24 protein-coding genes, 3 tRNA genes and 1 pseudogene are annotated in these 24,882 nt (G+C 69.4%); 14 read left to right on the forward strand and 14 right to left on the reverse strand.

Annotated elements, in window-relative coordinates:
- Nucleotides 1–394: 394 nt before the first annotated feature.
- On the forward strand, nt 395–1,126 hold the full coding sequence (locus tag ACSUPV_RS20290) for a hypothetical protein (protein WP_382615819.1): 732 nt from the start codon (nt 395–397) through the stop codon (nt 1,124–1,126).
- A gap of 210 nt (nt 1,127–1,336) precedes the next feature.
- Here the strand turns inward: ACSUPV_RS20290 and ACSUPV_RS20295 are convergent.
- Nucleotides 1,337–1,420 (reverse strand) — tRNA-Leu (locus ACSUPV_RS20295).
- A 473-nt stretch (nt 1,421–1,893) separates the two neighbouring features.
- On the opposite strand from ACSUPV_RS20295, the gene ACSUPV_RS20300 reads away from it, so the two are divergent.
- From ACSUPV_RS20300 to ACSUPV_RS20330, 7 genes are all read left to right on the forward strand, one after another.
- Nucleotides 1,894–2,757, forward strand: a complete 864-nt coding sequence (locus ACSUPV_RS20300) for an FhaA domain-containing protein (RefSeq protein WP_436948069.1) — start codon at nt 1,894–1,896, stop codon at nt 2,755–2,757.
- 10 nt (nt 2,758–2,767) lie between these two features.
- Entirely contained in the window at nt 2,768–3,277 is a 510-nt protein-coding gene (locus ACSUPV_RS20305; protein ID WP_037759980.1) for an FHA domain-containing protein FhaB/FipA, read from the forward strand.
- A gap of 132 nt (nt 3,278–3,409) precedes the next feature.
- Complete coding sequence (locus ACSUPV_RS20310) at nt 3,410–4,960, forward strand: Stp1/IreP family PP2C-type Ser/Thr phosphatase (protein ID WP_037759981.1); 1,551 nt, start codon at nt 3,410–3,412, stop codon at nt 4,958–4,960.
- A 27-nt stretch (nt 4,961–4,987) separates the two neighbouring features.
- The gene (locus ACSUPV_RS20315; RefSeq protein ID WP_037759983.1) at nt 4,988–6,430 is read left to right on the forward strand and encodes an FtsW/RodA/SpoVE family cell cycle protein; all 1,443 of its coding nucleotides are present in this window, start codon (nt 4,988–4,990) and stop codon (nt 6,428–6,430) included.
- Nucleotides 6,427–7,902, forward strand: coding sequence for a peptidoglycan D,D-transpeptidase FtsI family protein (locus ACSUPV_RS20320; protein WP_037759985.1), 1,476 nt, complete (start codon nt 6,427–6,429; stop codon nt 7,900–7,902). The genes ACSUPV_RS20315 and ACSUPV_RS20320 overlap by 4 nt, the downstream gene beginning before the upstream one ends.
- Before the next feature lie 168 nt (nt 7,903–8,070).
- Nucleotides 8,071–10,092 (forward strand): Stk1 family PASTA domain-containing Ser/Thr kinase, encoded by a 2,022-nt coding sequence (gene pknB / locus ACSUPV_RS20325; RefSeq protein WP_436948072.1) that lies wholly within the window; start codon nt 8,071–8,073, stop codon nt 10,090–10,092.
- Nucleotides 10,093–10,554: 462 nt separating this feature from the next.
- Complete coding sequence (locus tag ACSUPV_RS20330) at nt 10,555–11,229, forward strand: restriction endonuclease (protein ID WP_436948074.1); 675 nt, start codon at nt 10,555–10,557, stop codon at nt 11,227–11,229.
- Nucleotides 11,230–11,272: 43 nt separating this feature from the next.
- On the opposite strand, the gene ACSUPV_RS20335 is transcribed toward ACSUPV_RS20330, so the two are convergent.
- Genes ACSUPV_RS20335 through ACSUPV_RS20360 form a run of 6 tightly spaced genes read right to left on the reverse strand, consistent with a single transcriptional unit; the run spans nt 11,273 to nt 15,506 of the window.
- Complete coding sequence (locus tag ACSUPV_RS20335) at nt 11,273–12,022, reverse strand: class E sortase (protein ID WP_037759990.1); 750 nt, start codon at nt 12,020–12,022, stop codon at nt 11,273–11,275.
- 13 nt (nt 12,023–12,035) lie between these two features.
- The gene (locus ACSUPV_RS20340) at nt 12,036–13,181 is read right to left on the reverse strand and encodes a class E sortase (RefSeq protein WP_037759992.1); all 1,146 of its coding nucleotides are present in this window, start codon (nt 13,179–13,181) and stop codon (nt 12,036–12,038) included.
- Nucleotides 13,178–13,816 carry an aminodeoxychorismate/anthranilate synthase component II gene (locus ACSUPV_RS20345; protein ID WP_031115154.1) on the reverse strand — a complete coding sequence of 213 codons (639 nt, stop codon included), beginning with the start codon at nt 13,814–13,816 and terminating at the stop codon, nt 13,178–13,180. Before ACSUPV_RS20345 ends, ACSUPV_RS20340 begins: the two co-directional genes overlap by 4 nt.
- Nucleotides 13,813–13,974: a hypothetical protein gene (locus ACSUPV_RS20350; RefSeq protein ID WP_037759996.1), complete on the reverse strand. Its 162-nt coding sequence runs from the start codon at nt 13,972–13,974 to the stop codon at nt 13,813–13,815. Before ACSUPV_RS20350 ends, ACSUPV_RS20345 begins: the two co-directional genes overlap by 4 nt.
- Before the next feature lie 53 nt (nt 13,975–14,027).
- Nucleotides 14,028–14,702 carry a class E sortase gene (locus ACSUPV_RS20355; RefSeq protein WP_436948077.1) on the reverse strand — a complete coding sequence of 225 codons (675 nt, stop codon included), beginning with the start codon at nt 14,700–14,702 and terminating at the stop codon, nt 14,028–14,030.
- Between the two features lie 24 nt (nt 14,703–14,726).
- The gene (locus tag ACSUPV_RS20360) at nt 14,727–15,506 is read right to left on the reverse strand and encodes a DUF881 domain-containing protein (protein WP_359788383.1); all 780 of its coding nucleotides are present in this window, start codon (nt 15,504–15,506) and stop codon (nt 14,727–14,729) included.
- Between the two features lie 139 nt (nt 15,507–15,645).
- Between ACSUPV_RS20360 and crgA the strand changes: the two genes are divergently transcribed.
- Nucleotides 15,646–15,900 carry a cell division protein CrgA gene (gene crgA / locus ACSUPV_RS20365; RefSeq protein WP_031115158.1) on the forward strand — a complete coding sequence of 85 codons (255 nt, stop codon included), beginning with the start codon at nt 15,646–15,648 and terminating at the stop codon, nt 15,898–15,900.
- A gap of 257 nt (nt 15,901–16,157) precedes the next feature.
- Here the strand turns inward: crgA and ACSUPV_RS20370 are convergent, their stop codons facing one another.
- Complete coding sequence (locus tag ACSUPV_RS20370) at nt 16,158–17,048, reverse strand: rhomboid family intramembrane serine protease (protein ID WP_031115159.1); 891 nt, start codon at nt 17,046–17,048, stop codon at nt 16,158–16,160.
- Nucleotides 17,049–17,149: 101 nt separating this feature from the next.
- On the reverse strand, nt 17,150–17,677 hold the full coding sequence (locus tag ACSUPV_RS20375; RefSeq protein WP_031115160.1) for a peptidylprolyl isomerase: 528 nt from the start codon (nt 17,675–17,677) through the stop codon (nt 17,150–17,152).
- A gap of 325 nt (nt 17,678–18,002) precedes the next feature.
- On the opposite strand from ACSUPV_RS20375, the gene ACSUPV_RS20380 reads away from it, so the two are divergent.
- Entirely contained in the window at nt 18,003–18,704 is a 702-nt protein-coding gene (locus tag ACSUPV_RS20380; protein WP_037760003.1) for a DUF5324 family protein, read from the forward strand.
- A 141-nt stretch (nt 18,705–18,845) separates the two neighbouring features.
- Here the strand turns inward: ACSUPV_RS20380 and ACSUPV_RS20385 are convergent.
- Nucleotides 18,846–18,918, reverse strand: a tRNA-Ala gene (locus tag ACSUPV_RS20385).
- Nucleotides 18,919–19,100: 182 nt separating this feature from the next.
- Between ACSUPV_RS20385 and ACSUPV_RS20390 the strand changes: the two genes are divergently transcribed.
- Nucleotides 19,101–19,649, forward strand: a complete 549-nt coding sequence (locus ACSUPV_RS20390) for a helix-turn-helix domain-containing protein (protein ID WP_030244913.1) — start codon at nt 19,101–19,103, stop codon at nt 19,647–19,649.
- Nucleotides 19,650–19,880: 231 nt separating this feature from the next.
- Nucleotides 19,881–21,653, forward strand: a complete 1,773-nt coding sequence (locus tag ACSUPV_RS20395) for a protein kinase domain-containing protein (RefSeq protein ID WP_436948081.1) — start codon at nt 19,881–19,883, stop codon at nt 21,651–21,653.
- A 40-nt stretch (nt 21,654–21,693) separates the two neighbouring features.
- Here the strand turns inward: ACSUPV_RS20395 and ACSUPV_RS20400 are convergent, their stop codons facing one another.
- Complete coding sequence (locus tag ACSUPV_RS20400; protein WP_436948083.1) at nt 21,694–23,049, reverse strand: hypothetical protein; 1,356 nt, start codon at nt 23,047–23,049, stop codon at nt 21,694–21,696.
- A gap of 153 nt (nt 23,050–23,202) precedes the next feature.
- Nucleotides 23,203–23,331, reverse strand: a complete 129-nt coding sequence (locus tag ACSUPV_RS20405) for a DLW-39 family protein (RefSeq protein ID WP_003999697.1) — start codon at nt 23,329–23,331, stop codon at nt 23,203–23,205.
- Nucleotides 23,332–23,669: 338 nt separating this feature from the next.
- On the opposite strand from ACSUPV_RS20405, the gene ACSUPV_RS20410 reads away from it, so the two are divergent.
- The gene (locus tag ACSUPV_RS20410; RefSeq protein WP_359788373.1) at nt 23,670–24,053 is read left to right on the forward strand and encodes a DUF6344 domain-containing protein; all 384 of its coding nucleotides are present in this window, start codon (nt 23,670–23,672) and stop codon (nt 24,051–24,053) included.
- Between the two features lie 151 nt (nt 24,054–24,204).
- On the opposite strand, the pseudogene ACSUPV_RS20415 reads toward ACSUPV_RS20410, so the two are convergent.
- Nucleotides 24,205–24,381, reverse strand: a pseudogene (locus ACSUPV_RS20415) (MarR family transcriptional regulator); the annotation flags it as partial.
- Between the two features lie 25 nt (nt 24,382–24,406).
- On the opposite strand from ACSUPV_RS20415, the gene ACSUPV_RS20420 reads away from it, so the two are divergent.
- The gene (locus ACSUPV_RS20420; RefSeq protein WP_382614720.1) at nt 24,407–24,679 is read left to right on the forward strand and encodes a hypothetical protein; all 273 of its coding nucleotides are present in this window, start codon (nt 24,407–24,409) and stop codon (nt 24,677–24,679) included.
- A 112-nt stretch (nt 24,680–24,791) separates the two neighbouring features.
- On the opposite strand, the gene ACSUPV_RS20425 is transcribed toward ACSUPV_RS20420, so the two are convergent.
- Nucleotides 24,792–24,868 (reverse strand) — tRNA-Ile (locus tag ACSUPV_RS20425).
- Nucleotides 24,869–24,882 lie beyond the last annotated feature (14 nt).

The raw sequence follows: 24,882 nt of genomic DNA on the forward strand, positions 1-24,882 counted from the left end.
CTCCGCGAAGAAGAGGGCGTCTCGTGTCAACGCGTGAAGTCCCCCTCGCCCTGGACGGCCTCACCCCCGCCGAGGCAGTCAGCGGCAGTCAGAAGACCAACGGGGAGAGGAAGACCGAGAGGATCAAGAAGCGCCTCTTCGGCTACCACGCCTCCCTCGTCGTCGCCCGCGACCCCGAGCGCCACGGCGCCCCGTTGCCCGACGGTTCCGCCAATCCCGACGTGGTGCCCGCCCTGATCGTGGCCTTCTCGGTCGACAAGCCAAGCCACCGCCCCGGCCAGGTCGCCATCGAGGCACTCCAGCACGTCGACGACCGCTTCCCCGCGGTTACCTGGCCGGTGACCGCGCCTACAACGGCCAGAAGCCGGAGAACTTCCAGCTCCCCATCCGAGCCATGGGCTACGAGCCCGTCTACGACTACGCCTCGGACCAACTTGGCGTCCAGACCGGCTTCGCCGGAGCCCAACTCGTCGAGGGCAACTGGTACTGCCCGTCCATGCCTCAGCCCCTCAAGGACGGCACCAAGGACCTCCCCGCCAAGAAGATCGACAAGCAGACCTGGATCGACCGCATCCGCGCCCGCACGAACTACGTATTCATGCCCAAGCAACGCCCCGACGCCGAAGGCCACCGCCGCGTGATGTGCCCGGCAGAGGCCAACCGCGCGCAGTGCCCCCTCAAGCCCCGCACGCTCGGCCGCGGCATCCACCTGCCCCTCGTCGACCCCGCCCCGAACCCGGCCGGCTCACCGCCGTGCTGCTCCCAGCGCACCGTCACCGTCCCCCCGGAAGCCGGCGCCAACCTCTGGCAGCCCCTCCAGTACGGCTCCGAAGCCTGGCAACGGGTCTACTTCCGGCTCCGCAACAGTGTCGAAGGCATCAACGGCTTCGCCAAGGACCGCCTCCAGGAACGCCTCGAAGACGCCGGCACCCGCCACATCCGCGGCATCGCCGCCCAGACCCTCCTCCTGGCCTTCCAGCTCGCCCACGCCAACCGCCGCAAACTCGCCTCCTGGGCCGACGCCATCGCCCTGAGCGGCGAACGGCCCCGCCGCCGGCCCACCCGCCGCCGCAGGACCAAGCCCCTGGGCACCTGGACCCCCAAGGGCCACATCACCCAGCGCTGAGACCTTCCTCACAGAGCGCGCACCCCGAGAGCTACTCAAGCAAGATCCACAAACGAACGCGGACCGCCGACGGCTCTAGGCCACCGACGGTCCGCTTCACCGTGTCCAGAGACAGACATCACACCGCAGGAACAGGAATGGGCGGCATCGCCATCGCGATGCCGCCCATTCCGTCGGTGCAGCTAGAGCACTTTCGTCGGTGCTCCACGGTGCGCGAGGGGGGAGTTGAACCCCCACGCCCTTGCGGGCACTGGAACCTGAATCCAGCGCGTCTGCCTATTCCGCCACCCGCGCATTGGGTGTGTCCTGGGCTCCTTGCCCCTTGGGGGCTGGCGCCTTCCGACACCCAGAACATTAGCACGCTGGACGGGGTGGGTTCACATCCCTTGTTCCGCAGGCAGAACCCCCGCCGAACCTTCGGTGCCCCCGCCACGTATCAACGCGTGTCGCTTCACGTATCAACCTCGTACCGGTCCCCCCTGTCTCCCCAGGAGGGGGTCGGGGTCCACAGTCCGGTGCGGGACACTGGTCTCCGGCCGCCTCTACGATCCTTGGCAGGGGTACCTGAAGCGGTTGCGCGCGGCGGTACTCCCGCCGGAGTTCGAAGAGGAGCTCCACAGGGAACTTCGTCATGCGTCGACACCCGTCGGCCGGGCTGACAGGGGGAACCAGCCGATCGACCGGCGCGTGGATACGATCAGTAAGCAGTACCAGGCAAGCGGCCCGCAGGGCAGTACACAGGACGGCAGCGACGGAGGAGGTGCCCCATGGGAGTCCTGAAGAAGTTCGAGCAGCGTCTCGAAGGTCTGGTCAACGGCACCTTCGCCAAGGTGTTCAAGTCCGAGGTCCAGCCCGTGGAGATCGCCGGAGCGCTCCAGCGCGAGTGCGACAACAACGCCACCATCTGGAACCGCGACCGGACGGTCGTGCCCAACGACTTCATCGTGGAGCTGAGCACGCCGGACTTCGAACGGCTCAGCCCCTACTCCGGCCAGCTCGGCGACGAGCTCGCCGGCATGGTGCGCGACTACGCCAAGCAGCAGCGCTACACCTTCATGGGCCCGATCAAGGTGCACCTGGAGAAGGCGGACGACCTCGACACCGGCCTGTACCGGGTGCGCAGCCGTACGCTCGCCTCCTCCAGCAGCCAGGCCGGCCCGGCCGGCGGCGCCGCGCCCGCCGCCCCGCCCGCCGGACGCCCCGGTGGCTACGGCTACCCGCCCGCCGCCGCGCCCGCGGGCGCCCCGCCCATGCCCGCCGCGCCGCCGCCCGGCGGCCGCCCCGGCGGCTACGGCTACCCGCCCGCCGCGAGCGGCCAGCGGCCCCCGGCCGCCCCGGCCGCCGGCGGACGCACCCGCCACTGGATCGAGATCAACGGCACCCGCCACCAGATCTCCCGCCCGACGCTCGTGCTGGGCCGCAGCACCGACGCCGACGTGCGGATCGACGACCCCGGCGTCTCCCGCCGGCACTGCGAGATCCGGACCGGAACGCCCTCGACGATCCAGGATCTCGGATCCACCAACGGCATCGTGGTGGACGGGCAGCACACCACCCGCGCTACGCTCCGCGACGGCTCGCGGATCGTCGTGGGCAGTACCACCGTTATCTATAGGCAAGCCGAAGGGTGAAGCGGGGGCAATGTCAGAGCTGACCCTCACGGTCATGCGGCTGGGGTTCCTGGCCGTTCTGTGGCTGTTCGTGATCGTGGCCGTGCAGGTCATCCGGAGCGACCTGTTCGGTACGCGCGTCACCCAGCGCGGATCGCGCCGCGAGGCCGGACGCCAGCAGCAGGCCGCCCGCCAGGCGCCGCCGCAGCAGCGCCAGCAGGCCACCGGCGGCCGACGCGGCCGCAACGCCCCCACCAAGCTGGTCGTGACCGAGGGCACCCTCACCGGCACGACGGTCGCGCTCCAGGGCCAGACCATCACCCTGGGCCGGGCGCACGACTCGACGATCGTGCTGGACGACGACTACGCCTCCAGCCGCCATGCCAGGATCTACCCGGACCGCGACGGCCAGTGGATCGTCGAGGACCTCGGCTCCACCAACGGCACGTACCTGGACCGGACCCGGCTGACGACTCCCACACCGATTGCGCTGGGCGCGCCGATCCGCATCGGCAAGACCGTCATCGAGCTGCGGAAGTAGTACGACAATGAGCGAGCGGAGCGAGCACGCAGTGGCGGGCCCCACCCCGGGCCCCGGCGCGCTCCCGACCGGAGGGTGGGCAGTGTGGCTCGACACGACCGGCTGTACCCGGAGCCGACAGGCGAGGTGCGCATGAGTCTGTCACTGCGCTTCGCGGCCGGATCGCACAAGGGCATGATCCGGGAGGGCAACGAGGACTCCGGATACGCCGGCCCACGCCTGCTCGCCATCGCCGACGGCATGGGCGGCGCCGCCGCCGGTGAGGTCGCCTCCTCCGAGGCCATCTCCACCATCGTCGCCCTCGACGACGACGTCCCCGGCTCCGACATCCTCACCTCGCTCGGCACGGCCGTACAGCGCGCCAACGACCAGCTGCGCTCCATGGTCGAGGAGGACCCCCAGCTGGAGGGCATGGGGACCACCCTCACCGCGCTGCTGTGGACCGGCCAGCGCCTCGGCCTGGTGCACGTCGGCGACTCCCGCGCCTACCTGCTCCGCGACGGCGTGCTCACCCAGATCACCCAGGACCACACCTGGGTGCAGCGCCTGGTCGACGAGGGCCGCATCACCGAGGAAGAGGCCACCACCCACCCGCAGCGCTCACTCCTCATGCGCGCGCTCGGCTCCGGCGACCACGTCGAGCCGGACCTCTCCATCCGCGAGGTCCGCGCCGGCGACCGCTACCTGATCTGCTCCGACGGCCTGTCCGGCGTGGTGTCCCACCAGACCCTGGAGGACACCCTCGCCAGCTACCAGGGCCCCCAGGAGACCGTCCAGAACCTCATCGAGCTGGCCCTGCGCGGCGGCGGCCCGGACAACATCACCGTCATCGTCGCCGACGTCCTCGACCTCGACACCGGCGACACCCTCGCCGGGCAGCTCTCCGACACCCCGGTCGTGGTCGGCGCCGTCGCCGAGAACCAGCACCAGCTGCACGACAACGGCATCATGCAGACCCCCGCCGGCCGCGCCTCCGGGCTCGGCCGCCAGGGGCACGGCGGCGGAGGCGGCGAATTCGGCCCGCCCGGCTCCGGCGACACCACCGGCTACATCCCGGCGACCGGCTTCGGCTACGGCGACGACGACTTCGTCAAACCGCGCAAGAAGGGCCGCTGGCTGAAGAGATCCCTCTACGGCGCCCTCGCGCTCGCCGTGATCGGCGGCGGACTGTACGGCGGCTGGCGCTGGACGCAGACGCAGTACTACGTCGGTGCCCAGGACGAGCACGTCGCGCTGTACCGGGGCATCAGCCAGGACCTGGCGTGGGTCTCGCTCTCGAAGGTCGAGAAGGACCACCCCGAGATCGAACTCAAGTACCTGCCGCCCTACCAGCAGAAGCTGGTCAAGGCGACCATCGCCGAAGGCGGACTGAAGAACGCCCAGGCGAAGATCCAGGAACTGTCGGTGCAGGCCTCCGCGTGCAAGAAGGAAGCGCAGCGGCGCGAGGCCGAGAGCCGGAACAACGCCAAGACCGGCGAAGGCGAGGCCGGGGGCACCACGGGAACCACTCCCGCCTCCTTCACGTCCAAGGCCACACCGACGCCGAACCCGTCGAACCCGTCGGGCTCGCCGTCGGCGCCTGAGAAGTCCACGCCCCCGACCACGACCGCACCCACACCCAGCCCCGGCCCCAGCCTCTCGGAGGAAGAGCAGAAGGTCGTCTCGCTGTGCGGTAAGCAGTAGGCAAGCCGTGAGAGGCCCCGTCACACGATGAGCAGTACTACGAACTCGCCGACGCACCACACGTCCACGATCGGCGCGATCGGCGCCCCGAGCCGACGCAACACCGAACTGGCTCTGCTGGTGTTCGCCGTCGTCATCCCGGTCTTCGCCTACGCCAACGTCGGGCTGGCCCTGAACGACTCGGTGCCGCCCGGCCTGCTGAGCTACGGCCTCGGACTCGGCCTGCTCGCGGGCGTCGGCCACCTCGTCGTACGGAAGTTCGCCCCGTACGCGGACCCGCTGATGCTGCCGCTCGCGACGCTGCTGAACGGGCTCGGTCTGGTCGTCATCTGGCGGCTGGACCAGTCCAAGCGGCTCAGCAACTACGCCGAAGCCGCCCCGCGCCAGCTGCTGTACTCCGCGATGGGCGTCGCCCTGCTGGCCGTCGTGCTGATCTTCCTCAAGGACCACCGCGTCCTGCAGCGCTACACCTACATCTCCATGGCCGGAGCGCTGTTCCTGCTGATCCTGCCGCTCGTGCCGGGCCTCGGCGCGAACATCTACGGCGCCAAGATCTGGATCAAGATCCCCGGCCTCGGCACGCTGCAGCCCGGCGAGTTCGCCAAGATCGTCCTCGCGGTCTTCTTCGCCGGCTACCTCATGGTGAAACGAGACGCCCTGGCCCTCGCCAGCCGCCGCTTCATGGGCCTCTACCTGCCCCGCGGCCGCGACCTCGGCCCGATCCTCGTCGTCTGGGTCATCTCGATCCTCATCCTGGTCTTCGAGACCGACCTCGGCACCTCCCTGCTGTTCTTCGGCATGTTCGTCATCATGCTGTACGTCGCCACCGAGCGGACCAGCTGGATCGTCTTCGGTCTGCTGATGTCCGCCGTCGGTGCCGTCGGCGTGGCGAGCTTCGAACCCCACATCCAGACCCGTGTACAGGCCTGGCTCGACCCGATGCGCGAGTTCGAGCTCTCCCGCGCCGGCGTCCAGGACGGCGTCGTCCACTCCGAGCAGGCCATGCAGGCCCTGTGGGCCTTCGGCTCCGGCGGCACCCTCGGCACCGGCCTCGGACAGGGCAACTCCGACCTCATCGGCTTCGCCGCCAACTCCGACTTCATCCTCGCCACCTTCGGCGAGGAACTCGGCCTGGCCGGCGTCATGGCGATCCTGCTCCTCTACGGCCTGATCATCGAAAGGGGCGTCCGCACCGCGCTCGCCGCCCGCGACCCGTTCGGCAAGCTGCTGGCCATCGGCCTCTCCGGCGCCTTCGGCCTCCAGGTCTTCGTCGTCGCCGGCGGTGTCATGGGCCTCATCCCGCTCACCGGCATGACGCTGCCGTTCGTGGCCTACGGCGGTTCCTCCGTGATCGCCAACTGGGCGCTCATCGGCATCCTGCTCCGCATCAGCGACACCGCCCGACGCCCGGCCCCCGCTCCCGCCGCCAACCCCGACGCCGAGATGACCCAGGTGGTCCGCCCGTCATGAACAAGCCCCTGCGCCGGATCGCGATCTTCTGCGGCCTCCTCGTCCTGGCACTCCTGATCCGCGACAACTGGATCCAGTACGTCAAGGCCGACGAGCTGAGGACCGACACCAAGAACCGCCGCGTCTCCATCGAGCGCTACGCCTCACCGCGCGGCGACATCATCGTCGGCGGCAACCCCATCACCGGGCATGCCACGACCACCTCGGGCGACTTCAAGTACAAGCGCACCTACAAGGACGGCCCCATGTGGGCGCCCGTCACCGGCTTCGTCTCGCAGGCCTTCGGCGCCAACCAGCTGGAGTCCATCGAGGACGGCATCCTCACCGGCAACGACGACCGGCTCTTCTTCCGCAACACGCTCGACATGCTCACGGGCAAGAAGAAGGAGGGCGGCAACGTCGTCACGACGCTCAACGCCGACGCCCAGAAGGCCGCGTACAACGGCCTGAAGAGGCAGGGCGGCAAGGGCGCGGTCGTGGCGCTGGAGCCGTCCACCGGCAAGATCCTGGCGCTGGCCTCCTACCCGTCGTACGACCCCTCGTCGATCGCGGGCAACAGCGACAAGGACGCCGAGGCCTGGAAGAAGCTCGACAAGAAGAACAACCCCGACGACCCGATGCTCAACCGGGCCCTGCGCGAGACGTACCCGCCCGGCTCGACCTTCAAGGTCCTCACCGCGGCCGCCGCCCTGGAGGACGGCCTCTACACGGACCCGGACGCGAAGACCGACTCGCCCGACCCGTGGGTCATGGAGGGCACCACCACCAGGCTGCCCAACGAGGGCAACATCCCCTGCAAGAACGCGACGCTGCGCGTGGCGCTGCAGTACTCCTGCAACACCGTCTTCGGCAAGATCGGCTCCGACCTCGGCAACGACAAGATGCTGGACATGGCCAAGAAGTTCGGCTTCACCGAGGAGCAGTACACCCCGGTCCGCTCCAGCGCGTCGGTGTTCTCCGACGACATGAACCCGTCGCAGACCGCGCTGTCCTCCATCGGCCAGTTCAACACCGCCGCGACCCCGCTGCAGATGGCCATGGTCGCCTCGGCCGTCGCCAACAACGGCACCCTCATGAAGCCGTACATGGTCGACGAACTCCAGGCCCCGAACGTCGACACCATCGAGAAGACCGAGCCCGAGGAGATGAGCCAGCCGCTGTCGGCGAAGAACGCCCAGATCCTCCAGTCGATGATGGAGACGGTCGTCGACAAGGGCACGGGCTCCAACGCCAAGATCCCCGGCGTCAAGGTCGGCGGCAAGACCGGTACCGCCCAGCACGGCGTCGACAACAGCGAGAACCCCTACGCGTGGTTCATCTCCTACGCCAAGGGCGCCGACGGCACCGCCCCGGTCGCCGTGGCGGTCGTGATCGAGGACGACAACGCCGTCCGTGACGACATCTCCGGCGGCGGCCTCGCGGCACCGATCGCGAGGAACGTGATGGAGGCAGTCATCGAGAGCAAGAAGTGACCCCGCTCACGTCTGCTTCACATCGGTGCACGTTGCGATACCGGTCCTGTATCGGCTGACGGGCTTGGCCAGGTCACACAAAACAAGCCGGGTACGGTAGGCCCGGACGGCAGCCTCCGACCGTACAAGCTTCCGGTCGGGACCGACGGAGAGGGCTGGTAGGTAGCTATGGAAGAGCCGCGTCGCCTCGGCGGCCGGTACGAACTGGGCCAGGTGCTCGGGCGTGGTGGCATGGCGGAGGTCTACCTCGCGCATGACACCCGCCTCGGCCGCACCGTGGCGGTGAAGACGCTCCGCGCGGACCTCGCGCGTGACCCTTCCTTCCAGGCCCGGTTCCGCCGGGAGGCCCAGTCGGCCGCCTCGCTCAACCATCCCGCGATCGTCGCGGTCTACGACACGGGCGAGGACTACATCGACAACGTGTCGATCCCGTACATCGTGATGGAGTACGTCGACGGCTCCACGCTCCGTGAGCTCCTCCACAGCGGCCGCAAGCTGCTGCCGGAGCGGGCCATGGAGATGACCATCGGCATCCTCCAGGGCCTGGAGTACGCCCACCGCAACGGCATCGTCCACCGCGACATCAAGCCCGCGAACGTCATGCTGACGCGCAACGGCCAGGTCAAGGTGATGGACTTCGGCATCGCCCGCGCCATGGGCGACTCCGGCATGACGATGACCCAGACGGCGGCCGTCATCGGCACCGCCCAGTACCTCTCGCCGGAACAGGCGAAGGGCGAGCAGGTCGACGCCCGCTCCGACCTGTACTCCACCGGCTGTCTGCTGTACGAGCTGCTGACCGTCCGCCCGCCCTTCGTCGGCGACTCCCCGGTGGCCGTGGCCTACCAGCACGTCCGGGAGGAACCGCAGGCGCCGAGCGTCTTCGACCCCGAGATCACGCCCGAGATGGACGCGATCGTGCTGAAGGCGCTCGTCAAGGACCCGGACTACCGCTACCAGTCGGCCGACGAGATGCGCGCCGACATCGAGGCCTGCCTGGACGGCCAGCCCGTCGCGGCCACGGCCGCGATGGGTTCCGTCGGTTACGGCGGCTACCCCGACGACCAGCCGACGACGGCCCTGCGCGCGGACTCCGGCGCCGGCGCCACGTCGATGCTGCCCCCCATGAACCCGGACGACGGCGGCTACGGCTACGACGATCGCCCCGACCGGCGCCGCGGCCAGCAACGCAAGTCCAACACCTCGACGATCCTGCTCGTGGTGGCGGGCATCCTGGTGCTGGTCGGAGCGATCCTGATCGGACGGTGGGCGGTCACCGGCGGCGGCACGGGCGACGACACCCTGCCGGCACCCAACTTCGTCGGCGAGACCGAACAGAGCGCCCGGAAACTCGCGACCAACTCCGACCTGCAACTGACGTTCTCGAAGAAGCCCTGCGAGAACCAGGCCAAGGGCAACATCTGCTCCCAGAACCCGAAGGCCGGCACGGACGTCCAGAAGGGCGACACCATCGCCCTGGTGGTGTCGGCCGGAGCGCCGAAGGTGGCGGTGCCGAGCGTCGTCGGCGAAAGCCTCGACGACGCCAGGGCGAAGCTGGAGGGCGACAAGTACCAGTTCGTGGTCGAGACGAAGGCCAAGGAGTCCTCGGAGGACCCCGGCACCGTCCTCGAGCAGGACCCGGAACTGGGCGCCGAGGTGGAGAAGGGCTCCACCATCACCCTCACCATCGCCAAGGCCGAAGCGAAGTCCACCGTCCCGGACGTCCTCGGCCAGAGCTGTGACGCGGCCAAGCAGCAGATGCAGGCCAGCAACCTGGTCGGCAACTGCACCGAGGTCGAGACCGACGACGACAACCAGGTCGGCAAGGTCATCGCGACCACCCCGCAGGCCGGCACCTCCGTCGAGAAGAACTCGTCGGTCAACATCCAGATCGGCAAGAAGAAGGAACAGCAGAAGACCCGCGTGCCCCAGGTCGTCGGCCAGACCGTCGGCCAGGCCAAGCAGACCCTGGCGGCGGCCGGCTTCACCAACATCCAGTTCGCCAACGGCAGCGACCAGAGCGACAACGCCCTCGTCGCCGGCCAGGACCCCCAGGGCAACCAGGAGGTCGACGACCCCGCGAGCACGACGGTGACACTCCAGACCGTCAGCTTCGGCAACAACGGCGGCAACAACAACGGCGGCGGCGGCAACGGCGGCATCTTCGGCGGCCTCAACGGCGACGACTGACCCACCACCCCGCTCGCACAGAGCCCCGGCACCCGTGAGGGTGCCGGGGCTCGCCCGTCCTTCGGCACGCCCGTGACCGAGAGCTCGACTCGTATCTCCGTACGCCCCTCGATCGTGTCTTCCTGCTGGAATCCCGGACTCTGCGCAACAGCGTGCTGGACCGCACCGACGTACTCGACCGGGTCAAAGCGCTGTCGCTGCTGCCGGCCGGGATGCATGTGACGACGGCGCTGGTAGCGGCGTACTTCAACGTCACAGTGGAAGCCATCCGCGCTCTCGTGCACGACCACCGAGCCGAGCTGGAAGCCAGCGGGTACCGAGTCCTGACAGGATCGGAACTGAGTGACTTCAAGCAACTCAGTGGCACCCAGTCCCGCAGCCGCTCCCTCGCCCTCTTCTCCCGTCGAGCCGTCCTCAACATCGCCATGCTGCTCCGGGACAGCGAAGTCGCACGTCAGGTGCGTGTCCATCTCCTCGACATGGAGTACCTGGCCCGCACACAGCCTGTGGAAAACCCTGCCCCGGCCGACACCGCCCTCCTCGACGCACGCATCGACCAACCGCATCACCCACATCCTGGGCAAGACCGTCGTCCCCATGTTCAACGCCCTGATCGAAACATCAGGCGAGCACCAGCGAGAGCTCGTCGCCCTCCGGGCAGGCGTCCAGCACATCGAGAAGCGGCTCCGGCAGCACCACGCCCGGCTGCAACGGCTCGAAGGCCCACGAGAAGACCGTCCCCTCGCCGGAGTCATGGCCGCCATGGACGCCATGAACGGGCGTGAGTTCGAAGAACGCGTCGCCGAACTGCTGCGCCGCGACGGCTGCACCGGCGTCATCGTCCGAGGCGGCGGACGGGACCGCGGCGTCGACATCACCGCGCTCACAGCCGACGGGCGGCGCGTCGTCGTCCAGTGCAAGAGGTTCGCGCCACACCTCTCCATCACCAGCCCCGACGTCCAGAAGTTCATCGGAGCCGCCAAGGTCCTGCACGCTTCGGACGTGGCCCTCTACGTGGCGACCTGCCCCTTCACCCGCGACGCCCTGAACATCGCGGCCGAGAGCGGCATCACCGCCGTCCATCGCGGACTGCTGGAGGAATGGAGCGCCGGGGCACCCCTGAGCGCATTGGGTTAGAACCGGCCCGACGGCCCGCGACACCAGGCCCGAAGGAGCACCGTCAGCGCAGTTCCTTCGGCGGTGTGCGGTCCGCGTCCACCTTCTCGACCCGCTCCAGTTCGCCCCACACGATGTACCGGTACGTGCTCGTGTACACCGGCGTGCAGGTCGTCAGCGTGATGTAGTGACCCGGCTTCTTCCTGCCGGACTCCTTGGGGACCGCAGACAGGACCTTGACGTTGTACTTCGAGGTCTCGGGAAGGATCGCGTAGGTCTTGTAGACGTACCACTTGTCCTTCGTCTCGAAGACGATCGGGTCACCCTGCTTGATCTTGTCGATGTTGTGGAACTTGGCCCCGTGGCCGTCGCGGTGGGCGGCGAGGGAGAAGTTGCCGGGCTTGCCCGACATCGGCAGGGCCGACTTGACGGGCTCGGTGTAGTAACCGGCGACACCGTCGTTCAGGATCTTGTTCGACGTGCCCTTCTCGACCAGGACCTCACTGCCGCTCATCGCCGGCACGTGCAGGAAGCCGATGCCGTTCTTCGTGTCCAGCGCCCCCGGCCCGCCCCGGCCCTGCGCCCAGTCGTCCCGAACACGGTCGGCCTGCTTTCCGGCCGCACGGTCGGCGACGACGTTCGTCCACCACAGCGAGTAGACGACGAACAGGCCGAGGACCAGGCCCGCGGTGATGAGGAGTTCCCCGAAGACGCTGACCGCCCGCGCGATCGGGCCGGGCCTGCGGCGCGCCGCAGGCCGCCGCGACGCCGCGCCGGTGTGCTCTTCGTGGTCCGTGTCGGTGGTCGCTGCCACTGGTCATCTGCCCTTAACTGACGAGCGCATCCGGCTTGCCCTTGCTGCGCGGCCGTTCCTCGACCATCTTGCCCCAGACGATCATCCGGTACTTGCTGGTGAACTCCGGCGTGCACGTGGTCAGCGTGATGTAACGGCCGGGCTCGGTGAACCCCGACCCCGCGGGGATCGGGTTCAGAACGCTCGTGTTGCTCGGCGAGGTCACCGGCAGGATCGACGCCATCTTGTACACGTAGTACTCGTCCTGTGTCTCCACGACGATCGGGTCGCCCGGCGTGAGCCTGTTGATGTACCGGAACGGTTCTCCGTGGGTGTTGCGGTGGCCCGCGAGCCCGAAGTTCCCGGTCTTGTCACCGGGCATGGCGGTCTTCAACGCACCCTCGGCGTAGTGGCCCACCATGCCCCGGTCGAGCACGCCCTTGTTGCTGGTGCCCTCCGCGATCGGCACCACCACGTCCAGCTTAGGGATGTGCAGGATGGCGAAGCCCTGCCCCGGCTCGAACGCCCCCGGATTGCGCTTGCCGTTCGCCCAGTCGTCCTGGAGGCTGCTGGCCTCCTTGCCGGCCTGCGCGTGCGCCCGCACGTTCGTCCACCACAGCTGGTAGGTGACGAAAAGCAGCATCAGCACACCGGTCGTGATGAAGACCTCACCTATGGCCCGGCTGGCGACGACCGCGGCGCCCGGCTTGCGCGCCCGCGCCTGCCGCCGCGCCTCGACCCGCGACAGCGGCGCCCGGGACTCTTCCACCGACCGGGTCTCCGGCGCGCCGCCATGGCGCCCGTGACGGCGCTTGGCGGCCTTCCTGCGGGCCGCCCGGCCGCCCTGGGTCCCTCCGTCGGTCCGCGAGCCGGCAGCGGCCCCAGAGCCCGGTACGGACTCACCGGCCGCTGGCGGCGGATCCGGTATCCGCAGCGCCACCGTCTCCTCGTCGACCGGAGGCACGTACGGCTCCTCCGGGACGGGTTCGAAGGACGCCGCGTACGGCTCCGCCTCCGACCCCAGCAGCTGCGACTCGTACGACGACTGCGCCTGCGCTCCCGGCTGCGGAGACGCACCGTACGCCCCTCCGCCCGACCAGTCCTCGAACGCACCCGGCACCCCGTACGACTGCTGCCCGTACGAGGTGTCGGACTCGCGCTCGGGGCGCAGCGCCGTCACGCCGTGGCCCTGCCCACCACCGGGGCGAGCCCGGCCGACCTCGCCACCGCGCCCTCGTCGCCGCACTCCACCAGCCAGTTGGCCAGCATCCGGTGCCCGTGCTCGGTCAGCACCGACTCGGGGTGGAACTGCACACCCTCGACCGGCAGTTCACGGTGCCTGAGGCCCATCACAATGCCGTCGTGCGTCCGCGCCGTGACCTCCAGCTCGGCCGGGACCGTCGCCGGCTCGGCGGCCAGCGAGTGGTACCGCGTCGCCGTGAAGGGCGAGGGCAGGCCGGCGAAGACCCCTCCGCCGCCATGCTCCACCAGCGAGGTCTTGCCGTGCAGCAGCTCCGGCGCCCGATCCACGACACCGCCGTACGCCACCTGCATCGACTGCATGCCCAGACAGACGCCGAACACCGGGACACCCGTGGCGGCGCAGTGCCGGACCATGTCCACGCAGACGCCCGCCTCCTCCGGCGTGCCCGGCCCCGGGGAGAGCAGGACACCGTCGAAGCCGTCCTGGGCATGCGCCGTCGAGACCTCGTCGTTGCGCAGGACCTCGCACTCGGCGCCCAGCTGGTACAGGTACTGGACCAGGTTGAAGACGAAGCTGTCGTAGTTGTCCACGACGAGAATGCGCGCGCTCACTGGTTGTCCACCGTCACATCGTTGAAGGGCAGCAGCGGTTCCGCCCACGGGAAGACGTACTGGAAAAGCACGTAGACCACGGCCACGACCAGGGCGAGTGAGATCAACGCCCTCACCCACGTGTTCCCCGGCAGATGCCGCCAGATCCAGCCGTACATGCCGTCCCTTCCGTCGTACCACGGCACCAGACCTACGCCGTACAGCCACCAGACTAGCGGCGCAACGCCTCAGGTTTCCCTGCCTCCACGGGCTGGGTGGAGTCCAGGTGCGCCCAGACGATCAGCCGATGACTGTGGCCCCATTCCGGTTCGCACGTCGTCAGCGTCAGATAGCGGCCCGCACGCGTGTACCCGGATGTACGTGGGACAGGGTCGATCACCTCGATGTCCGAGGGCACTGTTTTGTACGGGCCTTTGTCGATCCGATACGTGAACCACGTCGTGCCGTCGGTCAGCACCACCGCGTCACCCCGCCGCAGCCTGGGGAAATCCTCGAAGGGATCACCGTAGGTACGGCGGTGGCCGGCGACCGCGAAGTTCCCCTTCTGCCCCAGCTGGGCGGTCTCCGCGTAGTGCCCGAGGCCCTTCTTCAGGGTGCCGGTCGCGGTGCCCTCCAGCACCGGCTTGTTCCACGTGAAACCAAGACGCGGAATGTACATGATCGCGAAAGGCCTGCCCTCGGCGTACGGCGCCGGCTTCGCCGGGCTCCCGGCGACCTCGGTCGGCGGGCGGGGTCTCGACCACTCCTCGCGGAGCAGATCAATCTGATCGTCCATGACGTCGTCGGCCTTCACACCGGTCCAGAACAGCACATAGACGACGAACAGCACGATCACGCTGCCGACGGTGATGCACAGTTCGCTGACGGTCCTGACGATCACACGCACCGGCGGCTCCCCCGGCCTGGGCTCCTACTCCACGGGCTTCGCGTAGTGCAGATCCACTGTGCCCGAGTAGCCGGGCAGAGTCACCGGGCCGTTCTCCTCGACTTTCCAGCCGAGCCCGTAGACGTTGACGTAGACCATGTAGTTCTGGATCGCCGGAGACGCCGCCAGCGCCTTCTTCAGCTTCCCGGGGTCCCCGACCGCCGTGATCTTGTACGGCGGTGAGTAGACCCGGCCCTGGAGGATCAGGGTGTTGCCCACGCAGCGCACCGCGCTCGTCGAGATCAGCCGCTGGTCCATGACCTTGATGCCCTTGGCGCCGCCCTGCCACAGCGCGTTCACCACGGCCTGCAGGTCCTGCTGGTGGATGACCAGGTAGTCGGGCTGCGGCTCCGGGTAGCCGGGCAGCTTGGCGGTGGCGTCCGGCGGGGCGTCGTTGAGCGTGACCGTCAGCGACTCGCCCTTGAGCTTCTGGGTGCCCGCACGCTTCTCCAGCGCCGCCAGCTTGTCGTCCTCGGCCTTGGTGGAACCGTCGTCCCGCTCGGCGAGCGCCTCTATGTCCTTGCGCAGGGCCCCGTTGGTCTCGTCCAGCTGGCCGTTCTCCCGGCTGCGCTCCTGGATCAGGTCGGACAGCTTCAGCAGCGAGGCGTCCGTGCGGATATCGGTGCCCTTGGCCGTGTTGAAGCTGGTGAAGAAGATCAATCCGGCGAGAGCGAAGACGGCCGCGGTGAGGATCCGCACGGGCCGGAAACGGCGCGCGCGCTCAGGGCTGGATCCCGTCCCGGGGGAGTCGGCAGAATTGCTCAACGTACCCTTATCTCCTTCGGCGCGGCGGAAGCACTACGCTAACGGACGCCCGGGGGAGCAATCGGAGTCCCCTTACGCTGCCCCGAGACCGACCCAGTTACCTGCGCGGCCACGCAGCGCATCGACAGGAGAGACCCTCGTGCCGAAGTCACGTATCCGCAAGAAGGCCGACTACACGCCGCCGCCGTCGAAGCAGACGACCGCGATCAAGCTGAACAGCCGTGCCTGGGTCGCGCCCGTCATGCTGGCCATGTTCCTCATCGGTCTGGCCTGGATCGTCGTCTTCTACGTCACCGACGGCTCGCTGCCCATCGACTCGCTGGGGAACTGGAACATCGTGGTGGGCTTCGGCTTCATCGCGGCCGGATTCGGCGTCTCGACGCAGTGGAAGTAGCGGTCACCGCAAGGTGAACGCAGCTCTGCCCAGGGTTGTTCGCTGAGTTATCCACAACCACTGTCCACAGGTGGAAAAAGAACGACGATCTGTGGATAACTCGCCGAGCGTTGACGCCGGTATGACGGAAGTACCGCAACTCGAAAACATGTTCGCCCCCTGCCTGACCTGCGAAAACACTCGTCGGCGACCGGGGGCACATGTGTTCCTGCACCGTATGCACAAGATCCGCCACCCGCTGTGGACAACGGCCGCGCTCAGCTGAGCTGGGTCGTCCTCAACAGCGTCAACAGCACGACCACGGCCAGGACCAGCGCGCACGTGCCGTACTGGACCAGGGCGCGTCGCTCGCGCGGGGCGTGGACCATGGCGTAGCCGACGGCGACACCGGCGACGAGGCCGCCGATGTGGGCCTGCCACGAGATGTTGAAGCCCGGGCTGAAGGTGAAGATCAGGTTGATCACCAGCAGGGCGATGATCGGCCGCATGTCGTAGTTGAGGCGGCGCATCAGGACGGCCGTCGCGCCGAAGAGGCCGAAGATGGCGCCGGAGGCGCCGAGGGTGGCGGTGTTCGGCGAGGCGAGCAGATAGGCCAGGGCGCTGCCCGCGAGTCCCGAGATGAAGTAGAGCGCGAGGTAGCGAACGCGACCGAGGGCTGCTTCGAGGGGGCCGCCGAGCCACCAGAGGCTGAGCATGTTGAACGCGATGTGCCAGATCTCCTGGTGGGTGAAGATCGAGGTCACCATGCGGTACCACTCGCCGCCCGCCACGCCCTGCGTGGGTGTGAAGGGTGCGGGTGGCCAGGCGCCGAGCAGGACGAAGTCGTTCAGGAGGGACTGGTTGACCTGGACGGCGATGAAGACCGCCAGGTTGATGCCGATGAGGATCTTGGTCAGCAGGCGGGGGTCGGCCGTGATGGTGCCTCCGGCGATGGTCCGGGGCATGGCGGCCGTGGGCGCGTGGCCGGTGCCGGAGCCGGAGCGGACGCACTCGGGGCATTGGAAGCCGACGGAGGCGTTGACCATGCAGTCGGGGCAGATCGGCCGTTCGCAGCGGGTGCAGCGGATGCCGGTCTCACGGTCCGGGTGGCGATAGCACGTGGGGACGCTGTGGGCGTTCTGCGGGCTGCCCGCAGCCTGGTCGTCCATGAGATCCCCTAAGTCGTGATGAGAGCCGTGGGGGCAAAGCCCCGCCCCGCTCATCCTTACGGATGAGCGGGGCGATTGGTTCCCTGTGGGGGCTTTCGCGCTCAGCGGGTCTCGACGACGACCGACTCGATCACGACGTCGTTGACCGGGCGGTCGGTGCGCGGGTTGGTCTGGGTCGAGGCGATGGTGTCGACGACCTTCTGGCTGGCGGCGTCGGTGACCTCGCCGAAGATGGTGTGCTTGCGGTTCAGCCAGGCCGTCGGGGCGACGGTGATGAAGAACTGCGAGCCGTTGGTGCCGGGGCCGGCGTTGGCCATCGCCAGCAGGTAGGGCTTGTCGAAGCGCAGGTCCGGGTGGAACTCGTCCTCGAACTGGTAGCCGGGGCCGCCGGTGCCGTTGCCCAGCGGGTCACCGCCCTGGATCATGAATCCGCTGATCACCCGGTGGAAGACCGTGCCGTCGTAGAGCTTGTCCGTGGACTTCTTCCCGGTCTCGGGGTGGGTCCACTCCCGCTCGCCCTGGGCGAGCTCGACGAAGTTCTTGACCGTCTTGGGGGCGTGGTTCGGCAGAAGCCGGACTTCGATGTCGCCGTGGTTGGTCTTCAGGGTGGCGTAGAGCTGCTCAGCCACGATCTGCCTTCCGTTGTCTTTCCGTGACTCCCTGATCCTCGCATGGACGGGGCTCCGCGTCGCCCGACCTCCGTTCTCCGGGGGTCAAGCGGGCCGTCCGGCTGCGGAAAACCAGTCGAGTAGTCGCGGGGCGGGGGCGCGCGGCGGCGATCCGTGGCATTGTCGACGACAAGCTCACGTTGCCCCCTATTCATCCGTTCTTGTACTCGATCAACTCCATCGGCACCCGTATGCCCGTCTCGCATGGCGCGGAGCGCCCGGGCAGGCATGATCCGTAAAAGGGTGGAAAGTCGAAATACCGTACGCCACCGAGGAGGAGGAACCCGTGACCCGCATCGACAGCGTGCGCGCCGCGACCGGTTCGGCGAAGGACAGCGTGCTGCACGCCGCGGAAGTGGTGGCGCCCTACGCCGACACGGCCAAGGACAGGGCCGCGCACTACGCACACGAGGCACGCGTACGGCTAGCGCCCAAGGTGACGCAGGCCGCCGGGCAGGCCCGCGTCCAGTACGGCACACATGTGCAGCCGTATCTGGAGCAGGCCCGCACGCATGTGCCGCCGAAGGTCGACCAGGCCGCCCACGAGGCCGCCGTCCGTACACGCAAGGCCGCCCGTCAGGCGGCGGACTACTCCCGGCCGAGGATCGAGCAGGCGATGGCCGCGGCCGTCCCGGTCACGACCGAGGCCGCGGCTCGGAGCGCGGCCGCGATGGCCGCCTTGCGCGGCCAGGTCTCGTCCAAGGAGATCCAGAGGCTGGTCCGCAGGCATGAGCGGCGGGCCAGGGCCGGGAAGGCCATGAAGACGCTGGTGATCCTGGGCGCCGTCGCGGGCGGTGCCTTCGCCGCCTGGAAGTGGTGGGACAAGCAGGCGAACCCGGACTGGCTGGTGGAGCCGCCCGCCGCGACGGAGGTTCCCGAGTCCGGCCGACTGTCCTCCGTGGACGGCAGCGGCCAGTCGGCGCTGGACCCGGAGGTCCAGGCCAAGGAGGCCGAGGAAGACGCCGCCCAGCGCGACGACCGTTCCTGACGGTCGCCGGATCTCGCAGTACGGCGGGACGGGAGCCTTGAGGATGTGCCTCGGGGCCTCCCGCCTCGCCGTGCTGTTTCACGTGAAACACGAAATGCCCTCCGCGCTGCGTTTCCGCAGTTCGGAGGGCATTTCCAGGGGTGGAGCCTAGGGGAGTCGAACCCCTGACATCTGCCATGCAAAGACAGCGCTCTACCAACTGAGCTAAGGCCCCGGAAGAGGACGTCCGACCGGAGGAAACCGCGTACCGGCGGGCGTCGGAGACCAGAGTACCGGGTCACCCCCGTGATTCCGCAAAAGGATTGGGGGTCCCCGTCGCCGACCACTCTCCGTAAGATGCTCGGCGTGGTTCGCTACCGCGAACCGCCGTACATGGGGAAGCGATGGGGAGACGCAATGGACGCCGCACAGCAGGAAGCGACCGCAAGAGCGCGGGAACTGCAGCGGAACTGGTACGGGGAGCCGTTGGGGGCGCTCTTCCGTAGGCTCATCGACGATCTTGGTCTCAACCAGGCTCGTCTCGCGGGGGTTCTGGGACTGTCCGCGCCGATGCTCTCGCAGCTGATGAGCGGTCAGCGGGCGAAGATCGGCAATCCGGCCGTGGTGCAGCGGGTGCAGTTGCTGCAGGACCTGGCGGGGCAGGTCGCGGACGGCAGCGTGAGCGCCGCCGAGGCCACCGAGCGCATGGAGGAGATCAAGAAGTCACAGGGGGGCTCGGTGCTCAGCAACACCACGCAGACGACGAGCAGTTCGGGGGCGCCCACGGTCAAGCGGGTCGTCCGCGAGATCCAGTCGCTGCTGCGCTCGGTCGCGGCGGCGGGCGACATCATCGAGGCAGCGGACACCCTCGCCCCGAGCCACCCGGAACTGGCAGAGTTCCTCCGGGTGTACGGGGCGGGCCGCACCTCGGACGCGGTCGCGCACTACCAGTCCCACCAGAGCTGATCCCGCCGCCCGGCGCCGAAGGGGGTTCGGCAGCGGGCACCGGGTGAGGTGACGGGGGGACGCGTCACGGTACGGACGGGCACGAGGGGGCGTGTCCCGTACGGGGGACCGGTCGACGCCAGGGGGATGTGTATCGCTCATCGGGGGAGTCGTTCCGCCCGGCGGGGAGTCGTAGCGCCCGTCGGGGGGAAGCAAGGGGGGAAGCCACAGGGGGAGGAGCGACGTACAGCCATGGGTGAGGTCTTCGCCGGCCGGTACGAACTGGTCGACCCGATCGGGCGCGGAGGAGTCGGTGCCGTCTGGCGCGCCTGGGATCACCGCCGTCGCCGCTATGTGGCCGCCAAGGTCCTGCTCCAGAGCGACGCGCACTCGCTGCTGCGCTTCGTCCGCGAACAGGCGCTGCGGATCGATCATCCCCATGTGCTCGCACCCACCAGCTGGGCCGCCGACGACGACAAGGTCCTGTTCACCATGGATCTGGTGGCCGGCGGTTCGCTGGTCCATCTCGTCGGGGACTACGGCCCCCTGCCGCCGGCCTTCGTCTGCACCCTGCTCGACCAGCTGCTGTCCGGGCTGTCGGCGGTGCACGCTGAGGGCGTCGTGCACCGTGACGTGAAACCCGCGAACGTGCTGCTGGAGGCCACGGGCACGGGCCGGCCTCGGCTGCGGCTGTCCGACTTCGGCATCGCGATGCGGCTGGGCGAGCCCCGGCTGACGGAGACCAACCTCGTGGTGGGGACGCCCGGTTACCTGGCGCCCGAGCAGATGATGGGTGCCGAGCCGGACTTCCCCGCCGACCTGTTCGCCGTGGGGCTGGTCGCGCTGTACCTGCTGGAGGGTGCCAAGCCGGACAGCAAGGCGCTGATCCAGTACTTCGCCGAGCACGGGACCCCCGGTGCGCCCAAGGGCATCCCGGAGCCGCTGTGGCAGGTGGTGGCCACGCTGCTCCAGCCGGACCCGCAGGCGCGGTTCCGTACGGCCACGGGGGCACGCAAGGCCCTTGCCGCAGCGGCGGAGCTCCTTCCGGAGCCCGGTCCGGACGACGAGCTGATCGAGATCTTCGACCAACTCGGGCCGCTGCCCGCCGGGTTCGCGCCGGAGGGGCCGTTGGTGAGAGCGCGAGGGCTGGGCTCGGGGGACGAGCCGCCGGGCGCGGCGTCGGGTACGGAGCGGCCGGGGCGGATGTCAGGCGCGTTGCCGTCCGGCCTGGCGTCGGGGGCGTTGCGGCCGGGGCCGGAGTCGGGAGCGTTGCCGTCCGGCCCGGGGGCGGGCGAGCAGTGGCCCCAGCGGGACGTCCCGGCTCCGGCAGGCGCGGACTCCTGGCAGCGCGCCGACGCCACCGGCACGAGCGACACCACGGGCGCAGGGGCCCCCACGCCAGGGAGAGGGGCCGATACCCCGGGCAGAGGGGACGACACCCCCGGCAAGGGGACGACCGACACTCCGGCCGCAGGGGCGGACACCCCTCCCTCCGGGGCCGTACAGCCCGATCCCCGCCAGGACACCGACCCTCCGCCGGGGCCGCCCGCCCCGCCAGCCCCATCCGCCACACCTCCGCCGTCCTCCATGTCGGACACCGGCAGCTTCCACCTGCCGCCTCCGCAGGCCACGGCCACCTCCTCCCCCACCCCCGTGCAACCGCACCACGGCCAGCACCAACCCCAACTCCGAGCCCAGCAGCAGGCCCAGCAGCAGCCCCCCGTCTCCCCCTACGACCCGACGTACCCGCTGTCCTTGTCCCAGCCGCTCCCGCCGCCCTACCCCGCCGCACAGGGCTACGCCGGTCACCTCTTGCCCCCAGCGGTACAGGAGCTCGCCGACGCCACCACGGCCTCGTACACCGCGCAGTCCCCGCAGACTCCGACGCCGCCCAGGACGGCTTCGCGACACCGGGCGGAACGGCCGCGCCGCCACGTCGGCCCGCCGGCCAAGGTGGCGGTGCCGCTTCTGCTGCTCGCCCTGGCCTGTTACGCGGTCGGCTTCTGGGCCCTGAGCCGCATCTGAGCGGATGCGGTCGCGACCCGGGCGCCCGTCGCCGCCCGCCCTACGCGGCGGGGCGCCGCCGAGCCACCAGGGTCCACACCCCGAGCCCCACGAGCAGCGCGCTCCCGGTGCCGATCCCTCCCACGGCCACCGCCCGCATCACGGTGTCGTCGCCGGCGGCCACGCCTTCCGCCGCCGCCTCCCGGTCCTCGTCCGTGACCTCGAAGACGTCTTTCGGCGCGGACTCCCCCGCGTACGCCGGCCCGGCCTGGGCGGTCCCGTCCACCCGGACGCGCAGGGTCATCGGGAAGGGTCCGTCCCCGAAGCTGTCGGCGACGCTCTCGGAGAGGTGGGCGACGAGGTAGTAGGAGCCGGCGAAGCGCACGGCGCTGACCTGGCGGGTGACGGCGTAGCGGTTGGCGTGGTCGACGGGCGGCAGGGGCGGCAGGCTGCCGGACTTCTGGTCGCCGTCGTAGCCGACGCCCACGTCGGCGACGGGTCCGCGTGCGGGGTTGTAGAGGGCCAGGTCCAGCGCGTCGGGTGTGTAGCCCGTGCCGGTGGAGTCCGAGCTGCCGAGGTCGGCGGTGACGTGGAGCTGTCGGCCCCAGTCGACCGGTACCTCGTAGAAGAGCGTCTGGCCGGGCCGGATGTCGTCGCGCCAGACGCCCTGGTCCAGGGGGGTGGCCGCGGCGAACCCGGCCCCGCCCCGGCGGCGTTCGGCCTGCCCCAGGAGGGGCTGGGGCGAGGCGGAGTCCCACGCCTCGGGAGCGCTCGTCGCGCCGGTCTTCGCGGTCGGCGGCTCCGTCGTGGCGACGAGTTCCAGGTCCCAGGCGTCCGGCGAGGAGCCCTCGCCGTCCGGGTCGACCCGCTCGACGGACACGTAGTACGTGCCGGCCTCCCGGCACAGAGGTTTGGCGGGAGACCTCTCGCGCATGCCCCATGCCGCGATCGGGTGCGGACTGCGGGCGGCGCCGAAGCTCGCGGTGTCGACGGAGCAGGAGACGCCCTCGGCGTCCTGCACGGACACTTTGATCCCGTCGATGACGGAGACGCTGCTGCCGGGGGAGGGGACGGCGGTGACGGAGACGTACGCGTTCGACACGGCGTCGAGTTGGAGGCTGTAGTTGACCTTGCCGTTGCTCGGGAGGGAGCTCTTGTAGGGCGTGCCGGGCTTCAGGAGTGGGGCGTCCGCGGTGCTGCGGGCTCCGTCGATGCTCTGGGCGCCGTCGGCGAAGGCGTACGGGCTCGGCGCCAGTGTCGTGCCGGGGGCTCCGGCGGCGGCCAGGGCGGCCTGGCCGGGTGCCAGGGCGGCCGTCGTTCCCAGTGCCACCGCCACCGCGCCCAGGCGTACGGCCACCGGCGGGCGGCCGTGCCACGTGCCCGCGCGCCCCCACGCCGTACGACACCGTCCCCTCACGCGCCACCCCTCACCGTCGACCGCGGAACCGTGCACCGTGCACCGTGCACCGTGGCCCATCCTGCCCCGCCGATGCGGACCGCGGCTGTCCCTTGACACACAAAACCCCGACCGCGAGGCGGCCGGGGTGTGCTCGGTATGGGGTGTCGTGACTCAGGAACCCGTGGGCACGGAGTCAGTCGCCTCCGTCCACAGATCCTGCTCGGCGCGATCCGCCTGGATCTGGCGGTACACGAGGAGCCCGCCGATGGCGGCCAGTGCGACCAGGAGAAGCTTCTTCACCGCGCGACCTCGTCTTTCCTTGACGTAGGGGACCTCTGGCGCCCGACTATACACACCGACCGATACCGATCGGTGACCTGCGTCGGCCCTCAACTCCCGCCCGGGGAACCCGGATAGAAGCGGAGTTCGCCGCTCCGATCGGAGGGTGACCACACGCCGACGGACGGTTACTTTGACCTCCCTCCTCCACTCTTCTCACCTTTTCAACCTGCTTGCGCCCATACGGGTGGTGTTCATCTGAACATCGCCGCGCCACGGGCGTCGGTCCACCACTTCTCGGCCCCCATACACATCATGAGGAAAGTACGCAAATCGCCCAACCCGAAAGTGAGGGGCCCATGGCCCGCAACAAGGTCATGAAGCTGTGGACCGCCATCGTCACCGCCTTCCTCGCCCTGTGCACGGCGCTCGGATTCATCACCACGACTGCCGCCGCGGCGGTACCGCAGGCCGAGCAGAAGCGCAACAGCAACGGGAAGGGCAACGGCATCAGCGTCCCGCAGCAGCGGACGGCGCCGGCGGCACCCCCCTGGTCCTTCGCCAGGGCCCTGCCTCCCACGATGAAGCAGCGCATCCGCGCCGAGGCCCACGGCAAGTCCCCCCGCTGCCGCCACCGCCCCCTCACGGACACGGCGACGCCACCGAGCACCACGTGCACGGACGACGAGGAAGACGCCGACAGCGACACCACGGCGGACCGCCTCATGCCACTCCAGCGCTGAACTCCCGCACCCTGGTACGTCCTGGCGATCTTGCGTACACCCCACGACACACCAGTGATCCAGAAGGCCCCGACCGCACCGGTCGGGGCTTTCGCACGCCACCCCTCACCCAGCTCGGCCCACAGCTCCGTGAGATTCCGCATCCCCTCCGGGCGATCCGACCGGTGGTGAACGGGCCGGACTCGGCGGTCATCAGGTTGAGGCACTGGACGTCGGTGGGGTGCAGCTCGAGATGGTCCGCGACCGCCTGGTTGAACATGACGTAGGAGGCCAGGTAGCGGCGGGACTCCTGCTGGAGATCGTCGATCAACAAGGGGCCGGCCCTCATAACGGTCCTCGGCCCGGCCGTGTTCATGGACAACTACACGGTCGAATGGTCGCTCGAAGGTCTGCGCAAGGGCAGATTCGTCCTGCCGGTGCCGGCCGACTGCGGCAGGCCGATCGTCTTCGAGCAGCTGCCGATCGCCCGCGTCGAGGCGTTCTCGACGGACCTTGCCGCGATGTTCCGCTACTTCACCGAGGTCGGCCTCGACATCGACGTGAACGCCCTACGACGCGACTTCCCGGAGATCGGCTGGCAGCGCTTCGCCACCTGGGCGGCCGAGCGCACCTGGCCGGTCGACTGACCACCCCGTCGGTGCGTTCTCCCCAGGGCACGGCCTCTCCCGGGTCCCGCAAGGAACCTGCGGACGTACCGCACCAAAAACCCCCGGCCCTGTGGACCGGGGGTCTTCGTGCTGGTGGGGCTAACAGGATTTGAACCTGTGGCCTCATCCTTATCAGGGATGCGCTCTAACCAACTGAGCTATAGCCCCGCCGCGCTCTGCGG

This window comes from Streptomyces sp. SudanB52_2052 (assembly GCF_964272415.1).
Lineage (GTDB): Bacteria > Actinomycetota > Actinomycetes > Streptomycetales > Streptomycetaceae > Streptomyces > Streptomyces olindensis.